21 protein-coding genes and 4 pseudogenes are annotated in these 22,370 nt (G+C 66.2%); 11 read left to right on the top strand and 14 right to left on the bottom strand.

Annotated features, from left to right (window positions below):
* The first annotated feature begins 208 nt into the window (after positions 1 to 208).
* From ACWEQQ_RS32730 to ACWEQQ_RS32710, 5 genes and pseudogenes are all read left to right on the top strand, one after another.
* Positions 209 to 1,021 (top strand): hypothetical protein, encoded by an 813-nt coding sequence (locus ACWEQQ_RS32730; protein ID WP_452350956.1) that lies wholly within the window; start codon positions 209 to 211, stop codon positions 1,019 to 1,021.
* Positions 919 to 1,506: a WD40 repeat domain-containing protein gene (locus ACWEQQ_RS32725; protein WP_452350962.1), complete on the top strand. Its 588-nt coding sequence runs from the start codon at positions 919 to 921 to the stop codon at positions 1,504 to 1,506. Before ACWEQQ_RS32730 ends, ACWEQQ_RS32725 begins: the two co-directional genes overlap by 103 nt.
* Positions 1,507 to 2,454: 948 nt before the next feature.
* A complete protein-coding gene (locus tag ACWEQQ_RS32720; protein WP_452350955.1) occupies positions 2,455 to 3,333 on the top strand; it encodes a DUF2637 domain-containing protein in 879 nt (292 codons plus the stop codon).
* A gap of 86 nt (positions 3,334 to 3,419) precedes the next feature.
* Complete coding sequence (locus ACWEQQ_RS32715) at positions 3,420 to 4,166, top strand: hypothetical protein (RefSeq protein ID WP_452350954.1); 747 nt, start codon at positions 3,420 to 3,422, stop codon at positions 4,164 to 4,166.
* Between the two features lie 556 nt (positions 4,167 to 4,722).
* Positions 4,723 to 5,109, top strand: a pseudogene (locus ACWEQQ_RS32710) (ISL3 family transposase); the annotation flags it as partial.
* Between the two features lie 537 nt (positions 5,110 to 5,646).
* Here the strand turns inward: ACWEQQ_RS32710 and ACWEQQ_RS32705 are convergent.
* From ACWEQQ_RS32705 to ACWEQQ_RS32695, 3 genes are all read right to left on the bottom strand, one after another.
* Positions 5,647 to 8,154, bottom strand: a complete 2,508-nt coding sequence (locus ACWEQQ_RS32705) for a sulfatase-like hydrolase/transferase (protein ID WP_452350953.1) — start codon at positions 8,152 to 8,154, stop codon at positions 5,647 to 5,649.
* Positions 8,155 to 8,236: 82 nt separating this feature from the next.
* Complete coding sequence (locus ACWEQQ_RS32700; protein WP_452350961.1) at positions 8,237 to 9,124, bottom strand: formylglycine-generating enzyme family protein; 888 nt, start codon at positions 9,122 to 9,124, stop codon at positions 8,237 to 8,239.
* A 165-nt stretch (positions 9,125 to 9,289) separates the two neighbouring features.
* On the bottom strand, positions 9,290 to 9,493 hold the full coding sequence (locus ACWEQQ_RS32695; RefSeq protein WP_452345426.1) for a hypothetical protein: 204 nt from the start codon (positions 9,491 to 9,493) through the stop codon (positions 9,290 to 9,292).
* Positions 9,494 to 10,024: 531 nt separating this feature from the next.
* On the opposite strand from ACWEQQ_RS32695, the pseudogene ACWEQQ_RS32690 reads away from it, so the two are divergent.
* A pseudogene (locus ACWEQQ_RS32690) lies at positions 10,025 to 10,288 on the top strand (oxygenase MpaB family protein); the annotation flags it as partial.
* Entirely contained in the window at positions 10,233 to 10,472 is a 240-nt protein-coding gene (locus tag ACWEQQ_RS32685) for a DUF2871 family protein (protein WP_452350952.1), read from the top strand. The pseudogene ACWEQQ_RS32690 and the gene ACWEQQ_RS32685, both read left to right, overlap by 56 nt.
* Before the next feature lie 106 nt (positions 10,473 to 10,578).
* On the opposite strand, the gene ACWEQQ_RS32680 is transcribed toward ACWEQQ_RS32685, so the two are convergent.
* Positions 10,579 to 10,815, bottom strand: coding sequence for a hypothetical protein (locus ACWEQQ_RS32680; RefSeq protein ID WP_452345424.1), 237 nt, complete (start codon positions 10,813 to 10,815; stop codon positions 10,579 to 10,581).
* Positions 10,816 to 10,867: 52 nt separating this feature from the next.
* Between ACWEQQ_RS32680 and ACWEQQ_RS32675 the strand changes: the two genes are divergently transcribed.
* Complete coding sequence (locus tag ACWEQQ_RS32675; RefSeq protein ID WP_452350951.1) at positions 10,868 to 11,527, top strand: HpcH/HpaI aldolase/citrate lyase family protein; 660 nt, start codon at positions 10,868 to 10,870, stop codon at positions 11,525 to 11,527.
* Positions 11,528 to 11,690: 163 nt separating this feature from the next.
* Here ACWEQQ_RS32675 and gcvH read toward each other — a convergent pair whose 3' ends face one another.
* From gcvH to ACWEQQ_RS32655, 4 genes and pseudogenes are all read right to left on the bottom strand, one after another.
* Positions 11,691 to 12,071 carry a glycine cleavage system protein GcvH gene (gene gcvH / locus ACWEQQ_RS32670; protein ID WP_452350950.1) on the bottom strand — a complete coding sequence of 127 codons (381 nt, stop codon included), beginning with the start codon at positions 12,069 to 12,071 and terminating at the stop codon, positions 11,691 to 11,693.
* 68 nt (positions 12,072 to 12,139) lie between these two features.
* Positions 12,140 to 12,331, bottom strand: a complete 192-nt coding sequence (locus ACWEQQ_RS32665; RefSeq protein ID WP_452350949.1) for a hypothetical protein — start codon at positions 12,329 to 12,331, stop codon at positions 12,140 to 12,142.
* A gap of 565 nt (positions 12,332 to 12,896) precedes the next feature.
* A pseudogene (locus ACWEQQ_RS32660) lies at positions 12,897 to 13,108 on the bottom strand (macro domain-containing protein); the annotation flags it as partial.
* A 145-nt stretch (positions 13,109 to 13,253) separates the two neighbouring features.
* Positions 13,254 to 13,664: a hypothetical protein gene (locus ACWEQQ_RS32655; RefSeq protein ID WP_452350948.1), complete on the bottom strand. Its 411-nt coding sequence runs from the start codon at positions 13,662 to 13,664 to the stop codon at positions 13,254 to 13,256.
* A gap of 290 nt (positions 13,665 to 13,954) precedes the next feature.
* Between ACWEQQ_RS32655 and ACWEQQ_RS32650 the strand changes: the two genes are divergently transcribed.
* Positions 13,955 to 14,233: a hypothetical protein gene (locus ACWEQQ_RS32650; protein ID WP_452350947.1), complete on the top strand. Its 279-nt coding sequence runs from the start codon at positions 13,955 to 13,957 to the stop codon at positions 14,231 to 14,233.
* Positions 14,234 to 14,427: 194 nt separating this feature from the next.
* On the top strand, positions 14,428 to 14,871 hold the full coding sequence (locus tag ACWEQQ_RS32645; RefSeq protein WP_452350946.1) for a Vps62-related protein: 444 nt from the start codon (positions 14,428 to 14,430) through the stop codon (positions 14,869 to 14,871).
* A gap of 233 nt (positions 14,872 to 15,104) precedes the next feature.
* Here the strand turns inward: ACWEQQ_RS32645 and ACWEQQ_RS32640 are convergent.
* The 4 genes and pseudogenes from ACWEQQ_RS32640 to ACWEQQ_RS32625 form a co-directional block, all read right to left on the bottom strand.
* Positions 15,105 to 16,448: pseudogene (locus tag ACWEQQ_RS32640) on the bottom strand (serine/threonine-protein kinase); the annotation flags it as partial.
* A gap of 400 nt (positions 16,449 to 16,848) precedes the next feature.
* The gene (locus ACWEQQ_RS32635) at positions 16,849 to 18,057 is read right to left on the bottom strand and encodes an MFS transporter (protein WP_452350945.1); all 1,209 of its coding nucleotides are present in this window, start codon (positions 18,055 to 18,057) and stop codon (positions 16,849 to 16,851) included.
* Positions 18,054 to 18,668 (bottom strand): phosphatase PAP2 family protein, encoded by a 615-nt coding sequence (locus ACWEQQ_RS32630; protein ID WP_452350944.1) that lies wholly within the window; start codon positions 18,666 to 18,668, stop codon positions 18,054 to 18,056. The genes ACWEQQ_RS32635 and ACWEQQ_RS32630 overlap by 4 nt, the downstream gene beginning before the upstream one ends.
* Positions 18,669 to 18,695: 27 nt before the next feature.
* Positions 18,696 to 19,247: a Chromate resistance protein ChrB gene (locus ACWEQQ_RS32625; protein ID WP_452350943.1), complete on the bottom strand. Its 552-nt coding sequence runs from the start codon at positions 19,245 to 19,247 to the stop codon at positions 18,696 to 18,698.
* A gap of 195 nt (positions 19,248 to 19,442) precedes the next feature.
* Between ACWEQQ_RS32625 and ACWEQQ_RS32620 the strand changes: the two genes are divergently transcribed.
* Positions 19,443 to 20,273, top strand: a complete 831-nt coding sequence (locus tag ACWEQQ_RS32620) for an SDR family NAD(P)-dependent oxidoreductase (RefSeq protein WP_452350942.1) — start codon at positions 19,443 to 19,445, stop codon at positions 20,271 to 20,273.
* A gap of 533 nt (positions 20,274 to 20,806) precedes the next feature.
* On the opposite strand, the gene ACWEQQ_RS32615 is transcribed toward ACWEQQ_RS32620, so the two are convergent.
* Both ACWEQQ_RS32615 and ACWEQQ_RS32610 read right to left on the bottom strand, forming a co-directional pair.
* Positions 20,807 to 21,925, bottom strand: coding sequence for an IS3 family transposase (locus ACWEQQ_RS32615; protein WP_452350960.1), 1,119 nt, complete (start codon positions 21,923 to 21,925; stop codon positions 20,807 to 20,809).
* Positions 21,922 to 22,206 (bottom strand): NAD(P)-binding protein, encoded by a 285-nt coding sequence (locus ACWEQQ_RS32610; protein WP_452345008.1) that lies wholly within the window; start codon positions 22,204 to 22,206, stop codon positions 21,922 to 21,924. The genes ACWEQQ_RS32615 and ACWEQQ_RS32610 overlap by 4 nt, the downstream gene beginning before the upstream one ends.
* Positions 22,207 to 22,370 lie beyond the last annotated feature (164 nt).

Below are 22,370 nucleotides of genomic sequence, written 5' to 3'. Positions count from 1 at the left end.
TTCGGACGAAGGGCCATGGGGAGTGGCCCTCCGGGGGAAGGAATGAATGCCATGAACCGCAATATGATTCGCGGGGAGCGGCGCCACGATCCGTATCTGGGACCCTCGTGTCGGCGACCGCCCGATCGACGCGATCGACACCGGCGCGACAGGCACCATCACCGCACTGGCCGCGTTCGTGGCCGGTGACGAACCTACCGTCCTGGCCGTGGCCCACGACAATGCTCCGGTCCAGTTGTGGGAACTGACCGCCACGGGCGCGGCCGCGCGAACGCTTCCCGAATCCAGCCGCGCGGTAACGGCACTCACTACGGTGCCACACACCGAAGCGCCGCTGCTGGCCAGCGTGAACCATCACGAACAGGCGATCCGCTTGTGGGACATCGCCACCGCGACACTCGTCGGAGTCATACCTACCGGTGAAATCGCCTACCTCACCGCGGTCACGTCGGTCGCAGTCGACGACGAGCGGGTCCTGTTGGCTACCGGCGGATCCGACGCGGTCGTACGCCTGTGGGAACCGCGCGGTCGAGTCCGTCCCGGCCACGATGCACAGCCTCGCGAGGTCGAACGTGACTCCGCGCAGGCCGCCGTCGCCGTGACGACTGTCTTCACCACCGGCGACCGCACGATGTTGGCGTCCGCAGGGTATGACGCCACGGTAAGACTCTGGGACACCGAAACCGGAGAATTGATCGGTCCACCATTGACCGGCCACTACGGGACCGTCACCAGCATCATCAGCCTCGACTCGGGGGGTGGACGCAGTCTGCTGGTCACCGCCGGCAACGATCGCAGCATCCGACTCTGGGATCCTTCCGCTCAGATCCCCGGACGGCAGATATGCCCGCCGCCGCCGTGCCACAGCGGATCGGTCACCGCGCTCGAACGGCTCCAGACCCCGACGGGCGCGCCCTACTGGCCACCGGTGGTGACGATCGCAGCGTGCAACTGTGGGACCCGTTCACCGGTGACCAGTACGGGCCACCGCTGGAAGGGCACACCGGCGCGGTGCGGATGATCACCTCCCTCACATGCGCAGACGGCCCGATTGTGCTCGCCGCGGTCGGGCATGCTGACCACAAAATCCACGTGTGGCAGCCATTGTCGCCACGACCGCGCCGCACTCCCCTGCAAGGCCACCGCGGTACCGTGACCGCAATGGCCGCGGTACCGACCTCCGACGGGCGAATCCTGCTCGTCGCCGCCGGCAACGATCGCACTGTGCGCGTGTGGGACCCCCGCGAGGGCCGTCCGCTGAAGGTCCGTCTCGACACGGCCACCAGCGGCGTGGTGACTGCCGTGACCACGTGGCGATCGCCTGATGGCGCCTCGATTGTGGCCACCGGCGGTGCGGATGGATTCGTGCGACTGTGGACGATACCCACCGGCGAGTTGCTGCAGGTCATCCCCATCGGCACGCTGATCCGTAGCCTGCACACGGCAGGCCCGGCCACCGTGATTGCCCACCTCGGCGACGGATTTCTCAGCCTACAAATGAACTGACTACAGCCCGACATACATGGCTGAGCGAAATGTGCAGTCGGCGTTCGCATATCGGCACCGGGCGCAGGATCTTCCGAGCGCCACATCGTCGTGACAAGCGAACTGGGTACTCCCCCGAATCTCAGACCGCTCAGCCGCGCGATCATCATCGAAGGGAACCTCCCCCCGACAACTAGAGGAACACCACTAACCTAAACCCCACCAGTCACTCTGGTAACACCGGCAACTTCAGTCACACCGACGCTGCTGGGTTCGAACACCGACCAGTCGCCATATTCGCAGGTCAAGGGCACGCAGCCAACACTGCTGCGATATATCAAGAGAAGCCGCAGGTCGCTGACCTGCGGCTTCTTCTAAGGTGGACCTGGCTGGGCGTTATTCCAAACGGGCTGACCTGCAGAAACTCGAGTCCACCTGCGCCAAGATCGGCATCGGACAGCGCTCCGCACGCCCCCGCCGACGTCAGAAGCCTCGCGCGGACCGCCCTCACCAGCCACGCAGAATCGAGCGGCGCCTCAGCCCTGCAACGGTCGAAGAGCTCATCAACGCCTACCGCGCAGGCACCGCCACCGCTCGACTCGCCTCACGCTTCGGCATCTCCAAGACCGCCGTCCTCACGCTGCTGAACAACCGTGAGGTCCCAAGACGCTTTCAGTCGATACCCAGGGACGACATCGACAACGCCGAACGGCTCTACCTTGCTGGCCACTCGCTCGCCAGCTGCAGCCGCCTCACGGGGTTTCCTGCCAGCACCATCCGCGATGCACTGCGCGAACGCGGCACACCCATGCGCGCGCCAGGCGGTCGGCACCGGGGACCGCGTTAGCGCGCTCACTGGTCCGGCGTGTCGACACGCCAAGTCATGAATCAAATTTCTCGCCGTAGCAATCGAACGGCAATCACCTACCGACGGTTCATCGCCACTCGACCACGTCCGAGGACCTCACTATGCCCATCCACACCGATTTCCAGGACAGTCCGACGCAACTGCCCGCCTCCGATCACACCGCGACGACCAGTCCGGGCGGTACCGCGCAGACGAGCCCGCGTGCGCACGCCTACTTCTGGTGGGAACTCGCTACCGCCGCAGCCATCAGCATTACTGGCAACGCCACCCATGCCGCCCTACACGCGCAGGCACTCCCCTTGCTGGCCGCGGCCGTCGCCATCGTGCCACCGATCGCGTTGCTCGCGGCCGTCCACGCCGTCACGATCCTGCTGCGTGCGCACGCCCACACCCGTCTGATCCATGCACTCGCAATCCTGATGACCGTGCTGATCGCAGCCGGCGCATTCAGCCTGTCGTTCACCGCATTACGCGACCTCGCCGGAACAACCGGTGTTCCGGCCACGGAGGCGTGGCTGTGGCCGCTGATCATCGAGGGATCCATGACACAGGCCAGTGTCGCGGTACTCGCCCTCGCCCGTTCACCGCAACCAGAGACATGCACAACGTCCGCTCTGCACACCGCGTCCGCACGGAGCACGCTGTCCACCCCGGAATTGCACCGTGGCGCGGACGTCGAAGTAGTTCGTACGCACCCAAATAGCGGGCCCGGCCATACGATTGCTACGCCCGAAGCTCCGTGCGCGCCCCACGGCAGTCGTCCATGGGCCGTCGGTTGGGCTGAGGTCGCCGCGGCGATCTGTGACCGAGACCCCGCCCGCCGCCGCGACCCTGCCGAGGTCGCCGTCGTCCTGTCGAAGCACTTCGACCAAGGCCTGACCCCCACCCAGATCTCCCACGAGATCCGACGCAGCCGATCCACCATCAGCAGGATCATCAGCGACGCCGCTCCACTGTGTACTCCACACAGTTCTGAATGAGCTTGCCGGACAACGAGTACCGATCTCGCTCCTGGCCAGCGACAATTCGGGAGACAGGACCGTCCTGGTCCAATATGGTGGCGCTCGTGTACTTCAAGGGCGATCCGGGCGACCCGCTCTCACCTTTGACACCCATGTCTCAGGAAGAGATGGAGCAGTCCTACTGTGCCGACGCCGACGAGAGCCCTTCCAGCCTCGCGGACCTCTACGTCGATTTCCATGATTTCGATGACCCCAGGTTCTTGGAGTTCACCAGTAGACTCGGCGCCGCCATCTTCCTCTTTCGAACGATCGGCAAAGCCTCCAAGCACCAGCTCGATCACCTCAGAGCGGTGAAAGACAGTGGGTCGCACCGCGTTCGCGGTTGGGAAGGCGAAAGCGACATGGCGATCGACGAAGACACGTACGCGATCAGCGACGCTGAGATCATCGGGTACGGCGCGGTTACTGTCGCGGCCGTCGCAGCGCTCGAAGCGTTGGCCGAAGACTTGATCACCGTGGATCGCCCGTCGGGTTCCAGCGGCCTGCAGCAGAAGTTCGAGAGACTTCTCTCCACTCTGACGATGAACTCCGACGAGAAGGCTGAGCTACAAGGCGAGGTCAAAAAGCTCGCCAACCGACGAAACAGCTTCGCGCATTCAGTTACAGGTCATCCCTGGCATACCTGGAGAGACCCGGACAAGCCCCCAAAGGAAAAACCGGTCTTTGATACAGAATCCGTCACGGACACCCTCTTCACGGTCGGATCTATCGCAGTGACCATCGACTTGGCTACGTTGGCCAAATTGAACCAGGCGTTGGCCAGCTCCCGGTACATGCCGCGACTGAAGTAGATGCCCGCGGCGTGCATGAAGTACCCCTCAGCCACGTCCGCGTCACCGGATTCAGCCAGCGCCGCACCGTATACGGTGCAGAATTCGGCGTACTCCCATGTCTGCTCGGTGCCGGAGTACGCGCGGCGCAGTGTGTGCAGCAAACGGGCCGCCGCTGCGGACTGCCCGCTGTTGTACACCTTGTCCGCCTGCTGCAGCAAGCGCAGACGTTTCGCGCGTCTCACGGGGTACCGCCCCGGTCGCCGCCAGCTTCACGTCCCCCTTGATGAATGCCCAACCGTTGAGCCTGGTGCATGATCATCCCTCCTGCAGTACGAACGGATTGTCCGCCGTAACCGCCTCCGCCCCTTGAGATCACACAAATTGGGCGCTCCCGAACCGCAGCGCGACTCGATGGCCAGGCTGCAGGAGGCGGGTGCGGACGACCAGGTGGACGTACTCTCCGACCGGCCGCTGCCTGTCCAGCTCGGTGCGGCGGTATGCCCGGCGCACCGCCCTCTTGCAACGCCTGCTGTGTGCGGTCGCGCTGGCCTTGGGTGGTCGTCCGGGCGCCCGGATGACACGGCACCTGGCAGCCACGGTCAGCCGGATGACGCTGCTGCGGCAGATCCGCGCGCTGCCCGATCCGGATCGGGGGACCCCGCGTGTGATCGGCGTCGACGACTTCGCCCTGCGTCGCGGGCACCACTACGCAACGATCCTGATCGACATCGAGACCCGGCGACCCGTCGACGTCCTCGGCGACCGGACCGCCGCAACCCTGGCCGCCTGGCTGCGTGCGCATCCCGGCGGCGAGATCGTCTGTCGCGACCGCGCCGGCGCCTACGCCGAGGGCGTCTCGGACGGAGCGCCCGACGCTGTGCAGGTCGCGGACCGCTGGCACATCTGGCACAACCTCGGCGAGGCGGTCGAGCGCGTCGTGGCCCGATACCGAAAATGCCTCGACACCGAACGCGACACCGATCCAGCGGGCACCGACCGCCAGGAGATCCCGGTCATTCCCGAAGTGGTTGCGCCACCGGCGGACCGGACGGACAAGTGGGCCGTGCGGACCCGCGAACGTTACGCCGCGGTCCACACACTTCTTGCCGACGGCGTGAGCATGCGGTCGGTCGGCGCCCAGCTCGGGCTTGCCCGGGGAACCGTTCGGCGCTTCGCGCGCGCCGCCAACGTCGAGGAGTTGCTGGTCAACACCGGCACCGGGCAGCGCCGGAGTCTGCTCGAGGAGTTCAAGCTCTACTTGCATCAGAGATGGAACGAGGGCTGCACCAACGCCACCGAGCTGTTCCACGAGATCAAGATCGCTGGCCACCGGCACTGGACGGTGGCGCTTCGGCGACGGCCACGGTCATCGGTGCCGCGGCAGGCACTGCCGCGATGGTTTTCGCTCCCACGGTTAGTGGGGGTCGCGGGCGAGGTGGGTGCGGGATCGGCGGGGTCAGAGCGGGGTGGGCGCCGCGGTGGCGGGCGGATCCGTCGCTCAGTCGGTCTCGAACGCTCTGGCCGCTTGCCGCTCCAGGTCGGAGTAGGTCTCCTTGCCGACACTGATGGTGACGCTGTCGATGGTGCCGCCGGTGAAGGTCCCCGGGCTCGGGTATTGCTTGGAGACGTTGTCACCGCTGTCGTAGCCGACGCACAGGCCGTCGCCGGCGAGGGTGAAGGTGCCGGACTGGGCGCGCATCGGTCCAGTGGCGACGGGGTTGTCATCGATGTAGAGCGTGGTGGTGCCGAGCGATTCTCCGTATTGGCCGGCCTTCTCCCGGGTGAATTCCATGCCCAAGGTGTGTTTGCCCGGCGTCAACGGCGGTGAGACGAAGTCCTGCTCGGGTGGAATGCCGAGGAAGTTGTAGGCGTAGTGCAGTGTGCCGTCCTTGATGAACAGCACGTGGCCGCCGAATCTGGAGCCGTGCGCGAAGATCACCCCCTGCGCTTGGGCGGTGAGGTCGACGTTGGCGATGATCTTGTAGGACTTGCCACGGATGTTGACCGCGACCGCCTCGGGGACGGGTGCCGCGTCCGGGAAATAGACGTAGGTGTCCCGTGGCGGCTCGGGATTCGGCCTCTCGACGGCCATTAGCTCGGGTGCCGTGCGGTCGTCGAGGGGAAGCACGAAGTTGTCCTTGGCCTCCTCGTTCCAGGCATCGATGAGCTCTTTCAGCTTGTCCGGATGTTGATCGGCGAGGTTCTTCGATTCCGACCGGTCCTCGTCGACGTGGTACAGCTCCCACTTGTCCTGGTCGAAGTGCCCCTTGTCGCTGATCGGCGCGTGCAGCGCCGAGGCCCTCCAACCGTTCTCCCAGATACCGCGGGTGCCCAGCATCTCGTAGTACTGGCGCTTGCGGGTGGTGGGTGCGTCGGCATTGTCGAAGGTGTAGCGCATCGATACGCCGTTGAGCGGGTACTGCTTGACGCCGCGGTACTCCTTCGGCATCTCCAGCCCGATGATGTCGAGGATGGTGGGCGTGATGTCGATCGCGTGATGGTACTGGTGCCGGATCTGGCCCTTGGCCTTGATTCCCTTGGGCCAGTGGATGATCAGTGGGTCGCAAGTGCCGCCGGAGTACTCCGAATAGCGCTTGAACATCTTGAACGGGGTGGAGAAAGCCACCGCCCAGCCGGTCGGGTAGTGGTTGTAGGTGGCCGGGGTGCCCAGTTGGTCGAGCAGCGCCATGTTCTCGGCGAGGTCGTCGGGATAGCCGTTGAAGAACTTGTTCTCGTTGACCGAGCCGTTCGGGGAGCCCTCACCGGAGGCGCCGTTGTCGGCGCAGTAGAAGATGACGGTGTTGTCCATCTGACCGGTCTTCTCCAGATGGTCGATGATGCGCCCGATCTGCTCGTCGGTGTATTCGGAGAATCCGGCGAAGACCTCGGCCATCCGGGAGAACAGCTGCTTCTCGTCGGCGTTGAGGGAGTTCCACGGCCGCATCGCGTCCGCGGGCACCGCCACGTCCCCGGGCAGCGGGTTGATCGGGGTCAGGGCGGTGCCCTTGGGCATGATGCCCTTGTCGATCATGCGGGCCAGCACCCAGTCGCGGTAGGCCTCGTAGCCGTCGTCGAACTGCCCCTTGTATTTGTCGGCGTATTCGGTCGGGACCTGGTGTGGCGCGTGATTCGCGCCCGGGCAGAACCACATGTACCAGGGCTTGGACGGATTGCTCGACTTCTGGTCACGCAGCATCTTGATGGCGTTGTCGGCCAAGTCCTTCGACAGGTGATAGCCCTGTTCCGGGCTGTAGGGCTGGTCGATGAACCGGTTGTCCTCGACCAGGTCCGGATACCATTGGTTGGTCTCGCCACCGAGGAAGCCGTAGAACCGGTCGTACCCTTTCTGCAGCGGCCATTCCGATCTGCTGCCACCGCTGGAGACGTCCTCCACGGGCACGTTGTGTTCCTTGCCGAGCCAGAAGGTGCTGTAGCCGTTGTCCTGCAGCACTTGCCCGACTGTGGCGCACTGGGCCGGCAGGCGCGCGGCCGAGCCTGGGAATCCGGTGGAGCCCTCGGTGATCGACGCGAAACGGTTGACGTGATGGTTGCGGCCGGTCAGAAAGCAGGACCGGGTGGGTGAGCACAGCGCGGTGGTGTGCCACTGGGTGTAGGTCAGACCGTTGTCGGCCAGCTTCTGCAAGGTCGGCATATTGATCCGTCCGCCGTAGGGCGACCAGGACGCCAGACCGGTGTCGTCGTAGAGGATCACAAGGATGTTGGGTGCGCCATCAGGGGCCTTCTTCAGCTCGAACGGCTTCCAGTCCTGTTTGGAGTCGCGGACGTCGAGTTCGATCTTGCCGTCGAAGCCGTCGTTGATCCCGGTCCCGTATCCGGGTGGCCCGTCGCTGTTCGAGTTGCCGCACGCGGCGAGCAGCGGGCCCGAGACCGCCCCGGCCGCCGCGATGCCGCGCAGCATCCCGCGCCTCGACAGCTTTCCGGTCGGCGCATCGGGATCGGAGCCGGGTCGTTCCGGGGAGTTCTGATCGTCTGCGGTCGCCGTCATAGCCGCAGGTTAGAGCCGAATCGGCGAAACTGTGGGGTGCCACACCGATCGGTCGAACGTATCGGTCGCGGTTTCGGAACCGTCAGTCAATCGCGACGCAGCGGAACCCGAGATGACAGGTGGCGGTGTCCTCGGTCTGGCTCTGGCGCGCCGCCGGCCGGTAGCGCAGGCAGTAGTTCGGCGCGCACAGATACGAACCGCCCTTGATGACGCGGCGTGGGAACCGTTCCCCGGTCGCTGCGCAGTCGTTGCCGGGTGTGCAGCAGTTCCCGGCGGGTTTTGTGTGGTCCGGGCGGAACGGTTCGCGGGTCCACTCCCACACGTTGCCGGCCATATCGAACAGTCCGTAGCCGTTGGGCGGATACGTTCCGACCTTCGTGGTGCCGGGTCGTGCGGCCTGGCCGCGGCCGGGCAAGAACTCCCACGGGAACCGGCCCAGCCAGGTGTTGGCCATCCGGCGTCCGCGCGGGGTGAACTCGTTCCCCCAGGTGAAGGTCGCCTGCTCGAGCCCGCCCCGGGCGGCGAACTCCCACTGCGCCTCCGTGGGCAACTGCTTACCTGCCCACTCGGCGTACGAGACGGCGTCCTCGTACGCCACCTGGGTCACCGGATGATGGCTCCGGCCTTCCAGATTCGTATCCGGCCCGCCAGGATGACGCCAGCTTGTACCCGGAACGTAGGACCACCAGCGTTGCCAGTCGTCCAACGGAACCGGTGCGGTGGGCGGGGTGAAGACCAGCGCGCCCGGGACCAGGGCCGCCGGGGCAGCGCCGGGATAGTCCGCCGGGTCCAGCGGCCGCTCGGCGACGGTCACGTACCCGGTGTCGCGGACGAACCGTTGGAAGGCCACGGTGGTCACCGGGTGAGTGTCGATCCAGAACGGCTCGACCGTCGACGTGTGCACCGGTTGTTCCTCGGGAAAGAAATCCCGGGACCCCATAGCGAACTCCCCGCCGGGCATCCGCGCCATGCTCTTGTGAGATGTCGTGGTACTCGCCGCCACCGGGTCTCCTGTCTGCTCGACCAGATGCGCCCCGCCCAGTTCAGCGCCGGGCCACCGTACTACGCGGTCGCCCGCGGTCCCGGTGCGACGCTGCCTATTCGCGTTGTCGAGGGCTGTGTGCCGCCGTGTTGTTCAGTCCTTGGCGGCCTTGAGGAGGTTCTCGACGCTGGTGAACTTCACGCGCGGGCGGCCCGCGGACTTGCCCGCGGTTTTCTCGGCGACGTCGATGGCCTTCCAGCCGTCCCGGCCGATCTGGTCGGGCTGGCGCTCGGAGAGCAGGGCCTCCAGCGCGGATTCTCGCCCAGCTGTTCTTTGCCTTCTGGAAAGTGGATACATCGATCCTTTCGGCGCGCCGGATGCGGTGACCGCTGCCCGGGCCGCGGGCCCGCGGCCGCACACCCGGTACCGACCCGGATCGTCCCTGTGCACCGGCCACGGTGCGGCGGGTGCGGGTAGCAGGCGTCGGTGAACCGGATCCGATGGTCATCGCAGCCGTGGCGGCGGAGGCGAGGTCGGTGGCCCGCTGGTACCGCTGGTCGGGGTGCTTGGCCATGGCCCGGGCGATCACCGCGTCGATACCGGTCCCGACCTCGGGCCGCAGGAGGCCGAGCCGGGGAGGCGGTTGGGTCAGATGGGAGGCGATCTGCAGTTCGGGACCGGCCACCTGGAACGGAGGACGACCGGCCAGGAGTTCGAACAGCACACGCGCAGGGCATACACATCCGCGTCAGAAGTGATCTGAATCACAGAATTGGACGGTGATCTCGGTTACCAAAACCACCCTTGGCTACCATCCAGCTCCCAACTACTGGACACTCGACTAGGACGCTTCACAAGCGCGTCCCTGCCCGGGAATGGGAATTATGCGTGCAAGAAGGCCAAAAGCCATGCAGTTCAGCAAACTCGTCGTCACCTCGGCCCTCGGCATCACTGCCGGCACCGTGCACGCCGATCCGGCCCCTGCCCCGGCTCCCGGCGTTCTCCGCGGTCGTCGAGCAGCACGGAGGAGCCCAGTTCCGCACCGATCCGACGGGGCGGGCGGCCAGGGCGGCGGCGTCGGTGTTGACCCCTGTTTATGGGGGAGAGGAAGCGCTGGCCGAGACCGAGCGTCTACGCGCGGCGCACAAGAACCTCCGGGCTGGTCGTGACCGTGGCCATGATGGTCGCCCACGGCATCCTCACAGTCCTGAACCACGATGTCAGTCCCGCTATCTCGGGTATCGCCGGACTCGGCCACATCCTGTTGTCCGTCGGTTTCGCCATGTTCTTCCTGTGCCTGTGCGGCCCGATAACAACCACGGCCCGAGTCCGGTGATGCGCGGCAAAACGCGGAGCACGCGGTCGAGCGCTGAGGGGTTGCCGAGCCGCGATCCCTCGCCTTCGCAGGGAGCGCGATACTCACATTCGCGGCACAGATGCGGCTATTCGTGGCGCGCGCTGAAGACTACGGACAGCACGCGCAGCGCGCTGACCCGAATCAGGTTGTACCCGAACATTTCGTGCAAAGTGAGGGTGTCTGTGACCCGAGCGCCGCCCGGGTTTGCCAGCAGCACCACATGATTCCGACGATGCCCGCCAAGGAGCGCCAGCAGCACCAGCAGACCCGTGACCACCGAGCGATCCCGATGATCGGCGAACAGGCTGACGTTGATCGTCACCCGGCCCGCAAATCACTGTCGAGAGGAAGAAAACCGAATGACCCCTACGTCCGTGCCGCAGACCGTCTCGGTTCCGGCGATCCACGCTCGCTCCTGGCTTCTGGTTCCGGGTTCGCGCCCTGATCGGTTCGATGGTGCCATGAATTCGGCAGCCGATGCCGTAATTTTCGATCTCGAGGACGGTGTGATCCCGTCCGCGAAAGTTGCAGCCCGCGAGCATGTCACCGAATACCTCGCGACCGGCGGCGTCGGGTGGGTGCGCATCAACGACGCCACCACTGCGGACTGGAGCATCGATCTCGCGGCGCTCGGCAATGCTGCTGGCCTGAGCGGCGTGATGCTCGCCATGACCGAGTCCGCAGAGCAGGTCGATCGCACAGCCGCCGAACTCCCCGGCGTCCCGGTACTCGCCCTGGTTGAGTCGGCACGGGGCATCGAGTTCGCCTTTGAAATCGCTTCGGCCGATGCCACGATCCGATTGGCCTTCGGCACATGCGAGCGATCGGACTTCCCGCCGGCGGGCCCGGTAGGCGGCCTGCCGGTGCGCGGGCCGACAGTAGCGACGGACCCCGGCCCGATCACTCGGCAGCCGGGCACCGCACCATCCGCAGGTTGTGGGCATGCCGTCACCCATATCCGGACGATACGCCCGTCCTGGCATGGCGGGATCTGGGGCCGGTGTCTTCGAGATTCACCGATGTTCTGTCTCTAAAACGATCGCTTTCGAGATCCGTTGTGCGGCAGACAGCTTCGCTGGATGGATCGGTCTTGGAACCCCGTCTCCGAATCAACGTTTCCAGTGCCCGGGCTGCGGGCCACGCCTCTACGGTCAGCTTCCGGTGAAGCCTGTTCCGGGAGCGTTCGGAAATCGATGGTCAGCCGCCCTTCCTCGCGTATTCGGCGGCGGTGAGCAGGCGGTCGGTAGAGGCGCCCGCCGCCAGCCTGATCTTGAACAGCCATGTGCCGTACGCGTCGGAGTTCACTACCCCGGGAGTGTCGACGGCGTCGGCGTTTGTCGCGATGACCTCACCGGTCACCGGGCTGTAGATCTCGGCGGTGACCTTGACCGATTCCACGACGCCGATGGCCTCACCGGCCATGACCTGCTTGCCCACCGGGGCCAGCTCCAGGAACACGATGTCCGCGAGCGTGTTCTGGGCGGGGTCGGTGATGCCGATCGTCAGCGTGCCGTCTGCCTCGGTGCGTACCCACGCGTGGTCGTCGGTGTACAGGAGGTCGGCAGGAACATTCGACATCGCAAAGCCCCCTCAGGTCTGCAGTGGGATCACTCGGCAACACCATGCCATGGCGGAGCATCCGAGCGTCAGGGCCAGTGGATCCGCAGCCGCGCCGGCACGTCCTCGATCCGGATGTGGTTCACCGACGTGGACGCGCTCAGCGGTGTTGCCCGGCAGCGGCTTTCCCACCAGTAGATCGCCGCGACCGTCGCGTAGGCGGCGGCCACCGCCACCACGGGTGTGAGGATCGCGATTGTCACCAGCAGGGTCGTCGACATGGGCTGCTCCCGCCGCAGAAGGGTCCCCGCCACACTGCGGCCGATATTGCACCCGCGTGACCCCGAATGGTCTGTGCCCCAACACATCCCGAGCCACCGAGCGTGTGGCTCGTCTCACACGATCGGCGGTCGGGGTGTGGCCTGGACGCTCCAGTACGTCCAGGCCACTTCAGCCCCTCGGATGCGTGCCTGCCCAGGTGCGCCGGGGCGCGCCGGCGCGCGGGTGCCGGTCACCGGTCGGGGTATGCGTGTCGCCGCCGGTGACAAGGGGTGCAGCAGTTCCGCGCGGCAGCCGAGCCTTGGCCTGCACCACACGAGCCGGGCTGACACCGGCGCCGGGTAAGACGCCGGTAGGCAAGATTGTGAAACACCGGTCGCCGCTACGCATCCCGAACAATGTCGGCAAGCACGGACGGTCGCCGATCCGGCAGAGGCGGTCTGTGGCCCCGCCCGGCCTGCGAGAGAAGAACCGGGCGGGGGTGGGTATGCACTCCTGGGTATCCCACTCCACAGATGGCCACCAGAGGGGAGGTGACCGAGAAATAGCGTAGGCGCGACGGCCTGATCAGGCCTTTCGCCACGCCGCTGCGGAGTGGCGGCCTGCCTCGAGCCGGGTTGGGACAACGATGGCCGACCGCCCGCGCACGGTCTCGACCGCGATCCGACGCCATCGTCCATGGGCCAGACGTACACGCCGGTCGACACGGCCGGGAACGCCACGGTGTCCGCGCCGAGTTCGTCTGCCACGCACAAGGATCCGCGGTAGCAGGAAGCCAGCGCCCAATAGGTTGCCCCCAGTCGGAGCCGTTCAGGTGGGGATCTGCGCGCTCGGCGCGAGGTAGCCCGCACCCCACCGACAGATCACAAAGCCCCCGGCGAAGGACCACACTCACCCCGCCACCACGGCTGTGGGCCCTGCCTTTCACGCGGTGTGCAGGGCCGCGGTCACCTTGCGAGTCATGTCGTTGACGACGGGGCCGGGCTGACCGTTGTGGCTCGCCTGGGCGGCCGCCTCGACCGCGACCAGCACGGTGGTGCGGAAGTTGTCGGCCTCGGCGGGATCCTGCCGCTCGAGCAGGGCTGTCGCGGCGGACAGGGCCGGGAGAACCTGGTCGGCGAGGTCGGCGACGGTCTTGCCGGACAGGTGAATGTCCTTGGACTTCGCGCCCAGTACGTGTCCGATCTGACCGGTGGCCGACGACAGCGCGAGGGAACCGGCGGTGGCGGCCTTGTGGGGCTTGTCGGAGGCGGCGGCGAGCAGGGAGACGGCACCGTAGGCGGCAGAGCGGATGGTGGCCTTGTCCTGGTCGGTCAGGGTGAGTGCGGCAGACATGGTGTGCTCCTTCGAAATCTGTTGTGGCAGTGGCCCGGATCCGGTGTCGGGTCCGGGCCCGTTCTGTTCGATGCGCCTACTTTGTCCGGCGCGGCTGACACCGCCCTGATGGCGACCTGACACGGTCGCTGACGGAAGGGATTTCTCGACACAACTCAGGGCAAGGGGTGCCATCCCAACAGCATCAAGGCGTTCGGAAAACGATCGATGCGAGCAATCCGCTGGCACAGCGGCGTCGAACTATCGAACGGTGACATGCGTTATCGGTCGAGGGGGAGTGCCCGAGTGCAGTGTTCATCAGCGGCCGGGTCAGCCGCTGCGGTGGTGAGGCCCACGTCGTCATCGGCGCACCGCGCCCGGTCACCGGGTCCGCCCACGGTGACAAGGTCTGCCACGTCGAAATCCGCTGGGCCGACACCATTGTGCGGCTGCACCCGCGACCGGGGTCCACGCGGGCGGCACTGGACAACGCGCTGGGTGAGGTCACCCGGCATCTGGGCATCGACCTACCGGGGTTGCTCGCACACGTCGCGATCGGGCCCGCGGTGCACGAGCCCCAGATCTGGTAGCCGCGATACACCTTCGGTTGCGTCGTTCGCGGCAGAGCCTCGAATCCGCCCTCAATTCGGCGAGTTCTGCGGGAACCCTCAATTCGGGGATTTCTACGACCTTTCGTGCCTGAGCACTCTCGGTTCGTGCCACCTGCACGTTGTCCGGGTCCGAAGTAGCCTTCGTGCACAACGTGGCGTGTTCCCCTGGCGCGGTGACGACGTATCAGACAATCAAGACAGCGAAAACCCAACGGTACGGGCATCTGGAACTCGGCTTCACCACTGAGGTGTCCATGCCGGAGGGCAAGCTTTACTGGCTCCACCCGGACCTGTGGAATCCGGTCCCGCCGGATCCCTCGGGTGAGTGGCGGTCGCTGGGCACCATGTTCTGCTTCAGCACCGGTGAAGAGCCCCTCCTCATGGTCAAAGACCACTCCCCACAACGTGACCTGCTGGTCCCGCCCGCGCGCTTCGAACTCCTGGCCACTGTCGAGCACGCATTCATGCGGTACAAGGTGTGGCGGCCGGTGCCGCCGTCAGACGAGTACGTCGCCCTCGGGATCTACGTCACCGGGCCCGACGCCACCCCCTCGACCAATGCGGTCGTGTGTGTGAAGAAGAACCACAGCGGCCGCACTTACGCCGCGGGGAACTGAGCCAACCCGTCTGGCCTCACCCCCTCTACGACGGATTGCGCTTCAACCTGACACCGCTGTATCCGCACGGCGACACCGAAGAACACCTGATCCTGCCTGCCGGCACGGTGTCGTACACGCCCGTCGCCGATCCCTCACCGACCGCCACCACCTGGGTCCTGGATCTCCCGGCGGTGGTGGAGAAATTCGAGGGTCCCGACACCCCGGACCTGGAGAACTACAACCCGCCGCCGGAGACGACGGTGATCACCGACCGGGTGGTGACGGTGCCGTTCGCCTGCCGTGGTGTCGTCGAACGGCTTGGCCCCGGTCAGCAACTCCCACAGCACCACGCCGAGGGAGTAGATGTCGGCGCGGGTGTCCAGATCCTGGGCGGCTCGGTCGAAGCCGGGATGGCAGGCCTCCAACTGTTCCGGTGACATGTACGGCAGCGAGCCACCGAAGTAGGCGACCGGGTTGGCACCGGCCACTGTGCGGCTGAAACTGATGTTGAAATCGGCGAGTTTCGGCACACCCTCAGCGGTGAGCAGCACATTGGCAGGCTTGACGTCGCGGTGTAGCACGCCGTGCGCATCGGCGTAGGCGAGCGCCTCGGCGAGTCTGCGCCCCAGCCAGGCGACGGTCTCTGGCCACGACAGCGCGGCGATCTCCGCCCGCACGCTGGAATCGGTCGGCCGGATCTCGCCCTTCTCCTCCATCGCCGCGTCTACCGCGTCGAGCAGCAGCTGACCGCTGCGCTGTTCGGGCGGGGTGACCCGCACCCCGCGCAACACGCCCAGCAGCGTCCCGCCCGGCAGGAACTGCATGTAGAGCAAGCGCAGGCGGCGACCACCGGGCGCCTCCAACGCCGGCTCGTCGAGCAGCCGCTGATCGAAGACCCGCACGATGTAGTCGTGGTCGAGCTGCGCCAGCGTTTGTGGTTCGGTGCCGCGGTCGGCGGAAATCTTGACCGCCACCAGCCGCTGCAACGACCGTTGCCAGGCCAGGAACACTCGCGCGAACGCCCCGTCGCCCAGCTCGGTGAGCAGCTCGAAATCGTCGATCCGCTCACCGATTGCGATGCGGTCCAGGCCGGCGGACCCGGTATCTGCGCTGGTGCGGGTCGCCTTCCCAGACCGGGTGATCGAGTCGACGGAGGTCGCGGCGGTAAGTTGCGGGCTGCCCCGCCGCATGCTCTGATCCTCGTCGTCGGCGTCGAGCAGCTCGCGCAGCTCCGCCGCCTGCTCGGGATACTCCCGCAGGGATTCGCGCAGATCCACCTGTTCGCCACTCTGGCGGCGGATTACGAACTCCTCGTACACCAGGCTGGCCGGAATCCGCTCCGGCCGCAGTTCCGGGAATTCGGAACAGTATTCGCGCAGTCGTTTGCCCGTGGGCACGGCGTCGGAGCCGCCGGGGCGGGTCCCTGCCGGTGTGCGCAGCCACCGATGCCGCAGATCGATTCGGATCAGTTCGATCAGCGCACCCAGGCGCACGCCCGGCAGATAGTCCGCGATGACCGGCGGTCGGGCGTCGGCTTCCCACGCCGCAGCGAAAGCGGTCACCGCACCGAGTTCGATTCCGGCCGTTGGCCGCATGAACCATCCCCTCAGTCGGAGCTGTAGCTCATATCCGCACCTATCCGACCCGGACCCCGCGCCGGTCGGCCGCTGGGTCAGGCGGATGCAGTGCGCCGCACCCGGCACCATCATCCCGGATGAGATGCCAGAAACTGCTCAGCGGCGCACGCGTGTGGGCGTGAGGAATGACCTGGTAAGGACCGCGCAGCCGATAGTGGCTACCCGCCGGTACCTTTGGAAACCACCCACAACCCGCGGCAGTCGAATAGGCGAACTCGCCATTCTCACCCCCTCGTCAGCGGCGCAGGAGCAGCCGGTTCGCGCCGGGCCCGGGAAGTACCTCGCGGGGTACACCCTCACCCAGCACCGTGCACCGCCGGGCTGTGGCTCGCAGGTAGATGGCACGGTTTCCGCGGTGTCAGGCGCCGCCGGTATCGGTGTGGGCGGCGGTGGTTGCTCTTGTGGTCAGGGCTATCGCGGCGGCGAGGGCTGCCAGGAGTGCGCCGAGGGTGAGCAGGCCAGTGTTGAGTGTGGCGGCGGTGGCGATGATTCCGACGAGAAGCGGGCCGCCGGCGTCGCCTAGTTCGCGGCCGAGTTCGGCGGCTCCCGTGGTCTGGCCGATCCGTTCAGGTGGGCTCGTCGCGGCCAGGTGCGCGAATCCGAGGGGGGTGATGAGTCCGGTACCGGCCCCGATGATGACCGCAGCGCACACCGTCCCCGCTGTTGCGGGCAGGGCCGTGGCGATGGCGATCCCGATCGCGGCCAGGAGCAGCCCGGCTGCCATGCCGGATCGATCCTGTAGCCGTCCGGTGTCGCGGGCGCGCCCGGCGCGTGGTTGAACGAGCGCGGCGGTGGCGGCGAGCAGCGACACGACAGCGCCGGTGGCCAGCGGTCCCAGGCCGTGGCGGGCACCGATCGCGGGCAGGAATCCGACCCCGACCGCGAGCGCGGCGGTGGCTCCGGCCAGGGCGGCCGTCGGGCGCAGGAACGGGCCGCTGGTGAGGCGGCGGGCCAGATCCAGCACGGTCTGACGGGTTTTCGGCAGCACCTCGACAGCAGGCACGGCGAGCGCCGCCCACACCGCGACCGCGACCGCGAGCACCGCGAGGGCGGTGAACAGCAGGCCGTAGCCGCCCGCGGCGACGAGGATGCCGCCCAGCAGTGGGCCGAGGGTGTAGCCCAGGCCCTTCCATGCGCCGTAGCTGCCGAACGCGTGCCCGTGTCCGCCGGCCGGGGTGAGCCGGGCGACCATCGCCCCGGCCGCTGGAGAGAACGCGGCCGCGGCCGCGCCTTGACCGAACCGCGCGACCCCGACCAGGCCTGGATTGCCGACTAGCACGAACGCCGCGGACGCGACCGCGAACGCCACCAGCCCGCCGAGTAGCACCCGCCGTGCCCCGACGCGGTCGGACAACGTTCCGAAGACGGGTTTGAGCAGCACCTCCGCGCCGTCGTAGACGGCCAGCAGCAGCCCCAGGGTGAGCAGGCTCGCGTGCTGTTCGCCGGTGTATCCGGCGAGGCTGGCTGCGATGCTGTGCGCGCCGAACGCGGTCACGAACCCGGCCGCGTACAGCGGCAGCAGCCGTGCCCGGCCGGTATCGGTTCGGCTGCCCGGGATCGCGGTCATCGCGATTGTTGCTGCGCGGCAGCGGGTTCGGCTGCGGTGTCGGTGAGCAGTATGCGCAGTGGAGTACGAGCGAGGAGGGCCAGCAGCCGTGTCGTGAGTGGTCGTGTCAGGTAGAACCCGACCAGGCTGACCGTGGCCCCGAGGGCGAGGCCCGCGAGGACGTCTTGGGGGTAGTGCGCGGCGATGTACACCCGGGCGAACGCCATCACGACCGCAGCCACTGTGGCGAGCACCGCGAGTCGCCGGTGCACCAGCCACAGCCCGGCCGCGGCCGCGCCGGCCATGACCGCGTGGTCGCTGGGGAACCCGGCATCGGTGTTGCAGTGCAGGATCACGATGTCGTGCAACGCATTACACGGGCGGGTCTCGTCGACTGCGGCGGCGATCGGCTGGTTGATCACCAGCGCGATCGACATGCCCAGCGGCGCCCACACCGCCGCCACCATCGCAGCGGGATCGGCGTCGCGGCGGGCGATCCACCATCCGGCCAGCAGCAGCACCGCGAAAAGCACGACACCGTCATTGGCGTAGCCGGACACGATCGGATGCAACCACGGGGTATCGCGGGCAAAGTCGTTGATGTCGTAGAAGATTCGTGTGTCCACGCTCATCGGGGTTCCCTCGGGTCCAGCGGTCGGTTACATCTGGTGCAGGGCCTGGAAAACCCGCTCGGTGTAGTCGGCCAACCGATCGGCGCAGTGCTCGAGCCGCTGCCCGGCCTCGGCGGCCGCGGGGGCACCGAACACGTCGCGGGCCTTGATGTCGCGATGCCAGCGCCGCAGCCGTTCCAGGCTCTGCTCCTCTTCCTCGAGCTCAGCCATCGTGAACTTGGCCTTGGCGATCTCCTTGTCGATCTCGGCATCGAACCCGCCGCAATCAGCCAGGAACTCCGCCCACTCCTCGCTCCGCTCGGCGGTGAACATCGCCTCCAACCGCATGGTGTCGGTCTCGGCGTGGCCCGATGCATCGAGCACCAGCACCTCACCCTCGCCGCGTCGAGCCAGCTCGATCACCCGCGCGACCCCGTCGGCGAACACCGGGACATCGGGCACCACCCACACACCCTGGCCGACCTGCAAAGCACCCACACGGCGCAGTTCACGCCACACGGCCACCCGATACCGCGACGGCTCGGTCGGCACCCGGACCAACAGCACCAGCCACCGCGCCACCGCTCGAATCTCTGTCACGACACGAAATGTAACAGACGTTACTTTAATGTTGGTATCGGAGGACACATCGTCTCGTAGGGATGAAGTTCCAGGCGCATTCGCGAAGTTCCACAATAGATAGATCGATCTAGTATTGTGCCTCTGACACCGAGGCCGCATCAGCGCCTCGCCGGAAGTCACGTGATCAGGAAGCACAGGAAGCAGGGAAGATCGATGGCACTACTGGATGGAAAGATCGCAGCCGTCACCGGGGCGGGAAGCGGTATCGGCGCGGCTTCGGCCACGTTGATGGCTCGCGATGGCGCCGCGGTCGTCGTCTCGGACATCAATACCGCGGGCGCCGAAGCCACCGCCGCCGCAATCACCAAAGCCGGTGGTCAGGCCGTGGCCATCACTGTCGACATCGCCGAAGATGAGCAGATCGCAGCCATGGTCGAACTCGCAGTCGAGACCTTCGGCGGACTCGACATCCTCCACAACAATGCCGCGCTCGTCGACCCGAATTTCATGCGGCACGACACGACCGTCGAAGACATGGACGTGGAAGCCTGGGACCGCGTGATGGCCATCAACGTCCGCGGGCCGATGCTGGGATGCAAGCACGCAATCCCCGAGATGAAGAAACGTGGCGGGGGATCCATCATCATGACGTCGTCGGTCGGGGCCCACCACGCGACCGTCAACCAAACGGCGTACGGCGTGTCGAAAGGCGCGATCGATTCCTTGATCAAGTACGTCGCTACCGGATTCGGCAAGCATGGGATCCGTTGCAACGGTATCGCTCCCGGCGTCGTTCTCAGCGAAACAGCCTTTGCCTCCCTCCCGCCGGCCATGCGCGACATGCATCTCCTGGCCCAGCCGACGAAGCGACTCGGCGTGCCGGACGACATCGCAGAAATGGCGGTCTTCCTCGCCTCCGACAGGGCCGCCTACATCAACGGCGTGACCATTCCCATCCACGGTGGGATGACGATCATCAACCCGCATCAGGTCGAGCTGTGGGCGCACGCGGAAGAGCTCGTGCCCTTTCCCGAAGCCCGGTGAGGATTAGGTGTACTGACCATCGACGTCGGTGACGGCGTGGCGAGCTGACATGGCGAAGACCTCCGAGTGAAGTGCGAGCTGTCGAGGAACGCATTCACTTCCGGAGGTCTTCGTGTCCCAACGTAATACCCCGTTGTCGGAGTTGGGCCGCCGAACGGTTCCAAGTCGCACCCACCACCGCCAAACGTTCGCCGTTCGGAAAACGATTTTCGAACAGTGGTCTGCCTCAGCCACAGACGATCAGCCGGGTCAACTGTGGCTTCGTAGTACACCCGTCCCGCGATGAGCTGTTGCGGCAGGATGATGCTGTGCCGCAACGAGACCCGAAACTAACGATCCGCACCGGCAACGATTCCGGCGAGCCGCTCGCGCCCGGGCGGTGGTCACCGCGCCGGCGGTTACGGACCATCGCACTCACGACGACTGTCGTGGCCGTGACAGGTGCCGCACTGGCCATCTCCTGGGTACGGGCGCACACTGCTCATCCGCACTCCAACACCATCTGAGGTTCACCCCGAACGGTGGACAGTTGGTTAGGCAGCTTCCGTTGTGGCTGTCAGGGATTGCTCATAGCGCAGAGGGCTGAGCATTCCGATCGCGGAGTGGCGTCGAGTGCTGTTGTACCAGTCTATCCAATTGCCAACTGAGGCAACGGGTTCGGTCTTCGTTGGGTAGACGTGCCGGTAATAGTGCTCGTGCTTGAAACTCGACCAGAACGATTCGGCAGGACTGTTGTCCCAGCAGATCCCGGTCTCACCCATCGACCGCCGAAGCCCGTGTCGGGCACAGGCGTTCGCGGTAAGCCCGGCGGTGAACTCGCCACCGCGGTCCGAATGTAGCACCGTACCCTCGGGGCGGTAACCACGTGCGGCCACCGCTGCGTCGATGGCGGCGGTGACCATGTCAGCGCCGATATGGTCGGCGGTGATGTGGGCGAGCACGCGGCGGGAATGCCCGTCGCGGATCGCGCACAAGAACATGTCACCTTCTCCGCAGCTCAGATAGGTGATATCGGTCAACCAGACGGCATCGAGACGGCCCTGATCGAAGGTCCGGACCACCAGATCCGGCGGGAACGACGCGGCCGGATCGACCATCGTGGTGCGGACTTTGAAGGTGCGCGGGCTGATGCCCTCGATCCCGATCTCGGCCATGATCTTGGCGATGGTCTTGGCGGTGACCGTCTCGCCGCGCTCGCGCAGCTCCGCGGTGATCCGTGGTGACCCGTAGGTGCCGTGCGAGTCGGCGTGCACGTCGAGGACCTTCACCGTCAGGTCCGCACGTCGCTGTTGTCGCGAGGTGAGTTCCTTTGCAGCCCTGCGGTTTCGCCACTGATGGAAGCCAGATGCCGCTACGTCCAGCAGGCGTGCCATGCGGGTGATGGAGAACCTGTGCGATGCCTGCCCGGTGCCGGCGATCTGGGTGACATCGGGGCAGGCGTACTTCGCCGTCAGAGCGAACCGTTGCGGTTGTTCTGCATCGCGGCAAAGTACGCCGAGACTTTTTTTCAGGAACGCAATGTCTTTGTCCTGCTCGGCAACTCGCCGCCGTAAGGCCAGTAGTTCGGCGCGTTCGGCCGGATCCAGGGGCGTGTCACCGTGTGCTGCGGCGGCCTCGCTGCGGCGGCGTTCGTCCTTGACCCAATTGCTCAGAAGGCCCTCGTCACGCTGTAATGCGTATTGCCGTGCTCACCGCACATCTCGAATCGATCGACACGATGACCCAATGCAATTGCCTTGTCCAGCAGTCCGAGTCTGGCCAAGGACATCACGCCCGCGTACCAGAGCACGTAACAACCGCCGTATTGCGTGCCACGCGCACTCCTGGCCTCGTATACGGTGGCGTCGAAGCCGCTGTTACGCAGCGCGATCGCTGCACTGGCACCGCCGATCCCGCCGCCGATTATCAATATTTTTCCGTTACCTGAACGCACAATTCCCTCCGAAGAACGCGAGGCCCGATACCGGGCTCGTCATCGCGCCGATTTCCGTCCTATGAAAAATCGGAACCATTAGCATGCAATATGCGCCCCACACAAGCGGGCTCCGATTTCAAATACATCCAAATACTTGATTTCTCGTCTCGAGCAGAAGTAGA

Source organism: Nocardia sp. NPDC004123, from assembly GCF_053603795.1.
This window is presented reverse-complemented; position numbering and strand designations above follow the sequence as displayed.

Excerpts from the sequence above, each read along its gene's own strand:
- ACWEQQ_RS32720 (WP_452350955.1), top strand. The coding sequence starts at position 2,455 with ATGCCCATCCACACCGATTTCCAGGACAGTCCGACGCAACTGCCCGCC.
- ACWEQQ_RS32705 (WP_452350953.1), bottom strand. The coding sequence starts at position 8,154 with ATGACGGCGACCGCAGACGATCAGAACTCCCCGGAACGACCCGGCTCC.
- ACWEQQ_RS32700 (WP_452350961.1), bottom strand. The coding sequence starts at position 9,124 with ATGGCGCGGATGCCCGGCGGGGAGTTCGCTATGGGGTCCCGGGATTTC.
- ACWEQQ_RS32695 (WP_452345426.1), bottom strand. The coding sequence starts at position 9,493 with ATGTATCCACTTTCCAGAAGGCAAAGAACAGCTGGGCGAGAATCCGCG.
- ACWEQQ_RS32685 (WP_452350952.1), top strand. The coding sequence starts at position 10,233 with ATGGGGGAGAGGAAGCGCTGGCCGAGACCGAGCGTCTACGCGCGGCGC.
- gcvH (WP_452350950.1), bottom strand. The coding sequence starts at position 12,071 with ATGTCGAATGTTCCTGCCGACCTCCTGTACACCGACGACCACGCGTGG.
- ACWEQQ_RS32665 (WP_452350949.1), bottom strand. The coding sequence starts at position 12,331 with ATGTCGACGACCCTGCTGGTGACAATCGCGATCCTCACACCCGTGGTG.
- ACWEQQ_RS32655 (WP_452350948.1), bottom strand. The coding sequence starts at position 13,664 with ATGTCTGCCGCACTCACCCTGACCGACCAGGACAAGGCCACCATCCGC.
- ACWEQQ_RS32635 (WP_452350945.1), bottom strand. The coding sequence starts at position 18,057 with ATGACCGCGATCCCGGGCAGCCGAACCGATACCGGCCGGGCACGGCTG.
- ACWEQQ_RS32630 (WP_452350944.1), bottom strand. The coding sequence starts at position 18,668 with ATGAGCGTGGACACACGAATCTTCTACGACATCAACGACTTTGCCCGC.
- ACWEQQ_RS32620 (WP_452350942.1), top strand. The coding sequence starts at position 19,443 with ATGGCACTACTGGATGGAAAGATCGCAGCCGTCACCGGGGCGGGAAGC.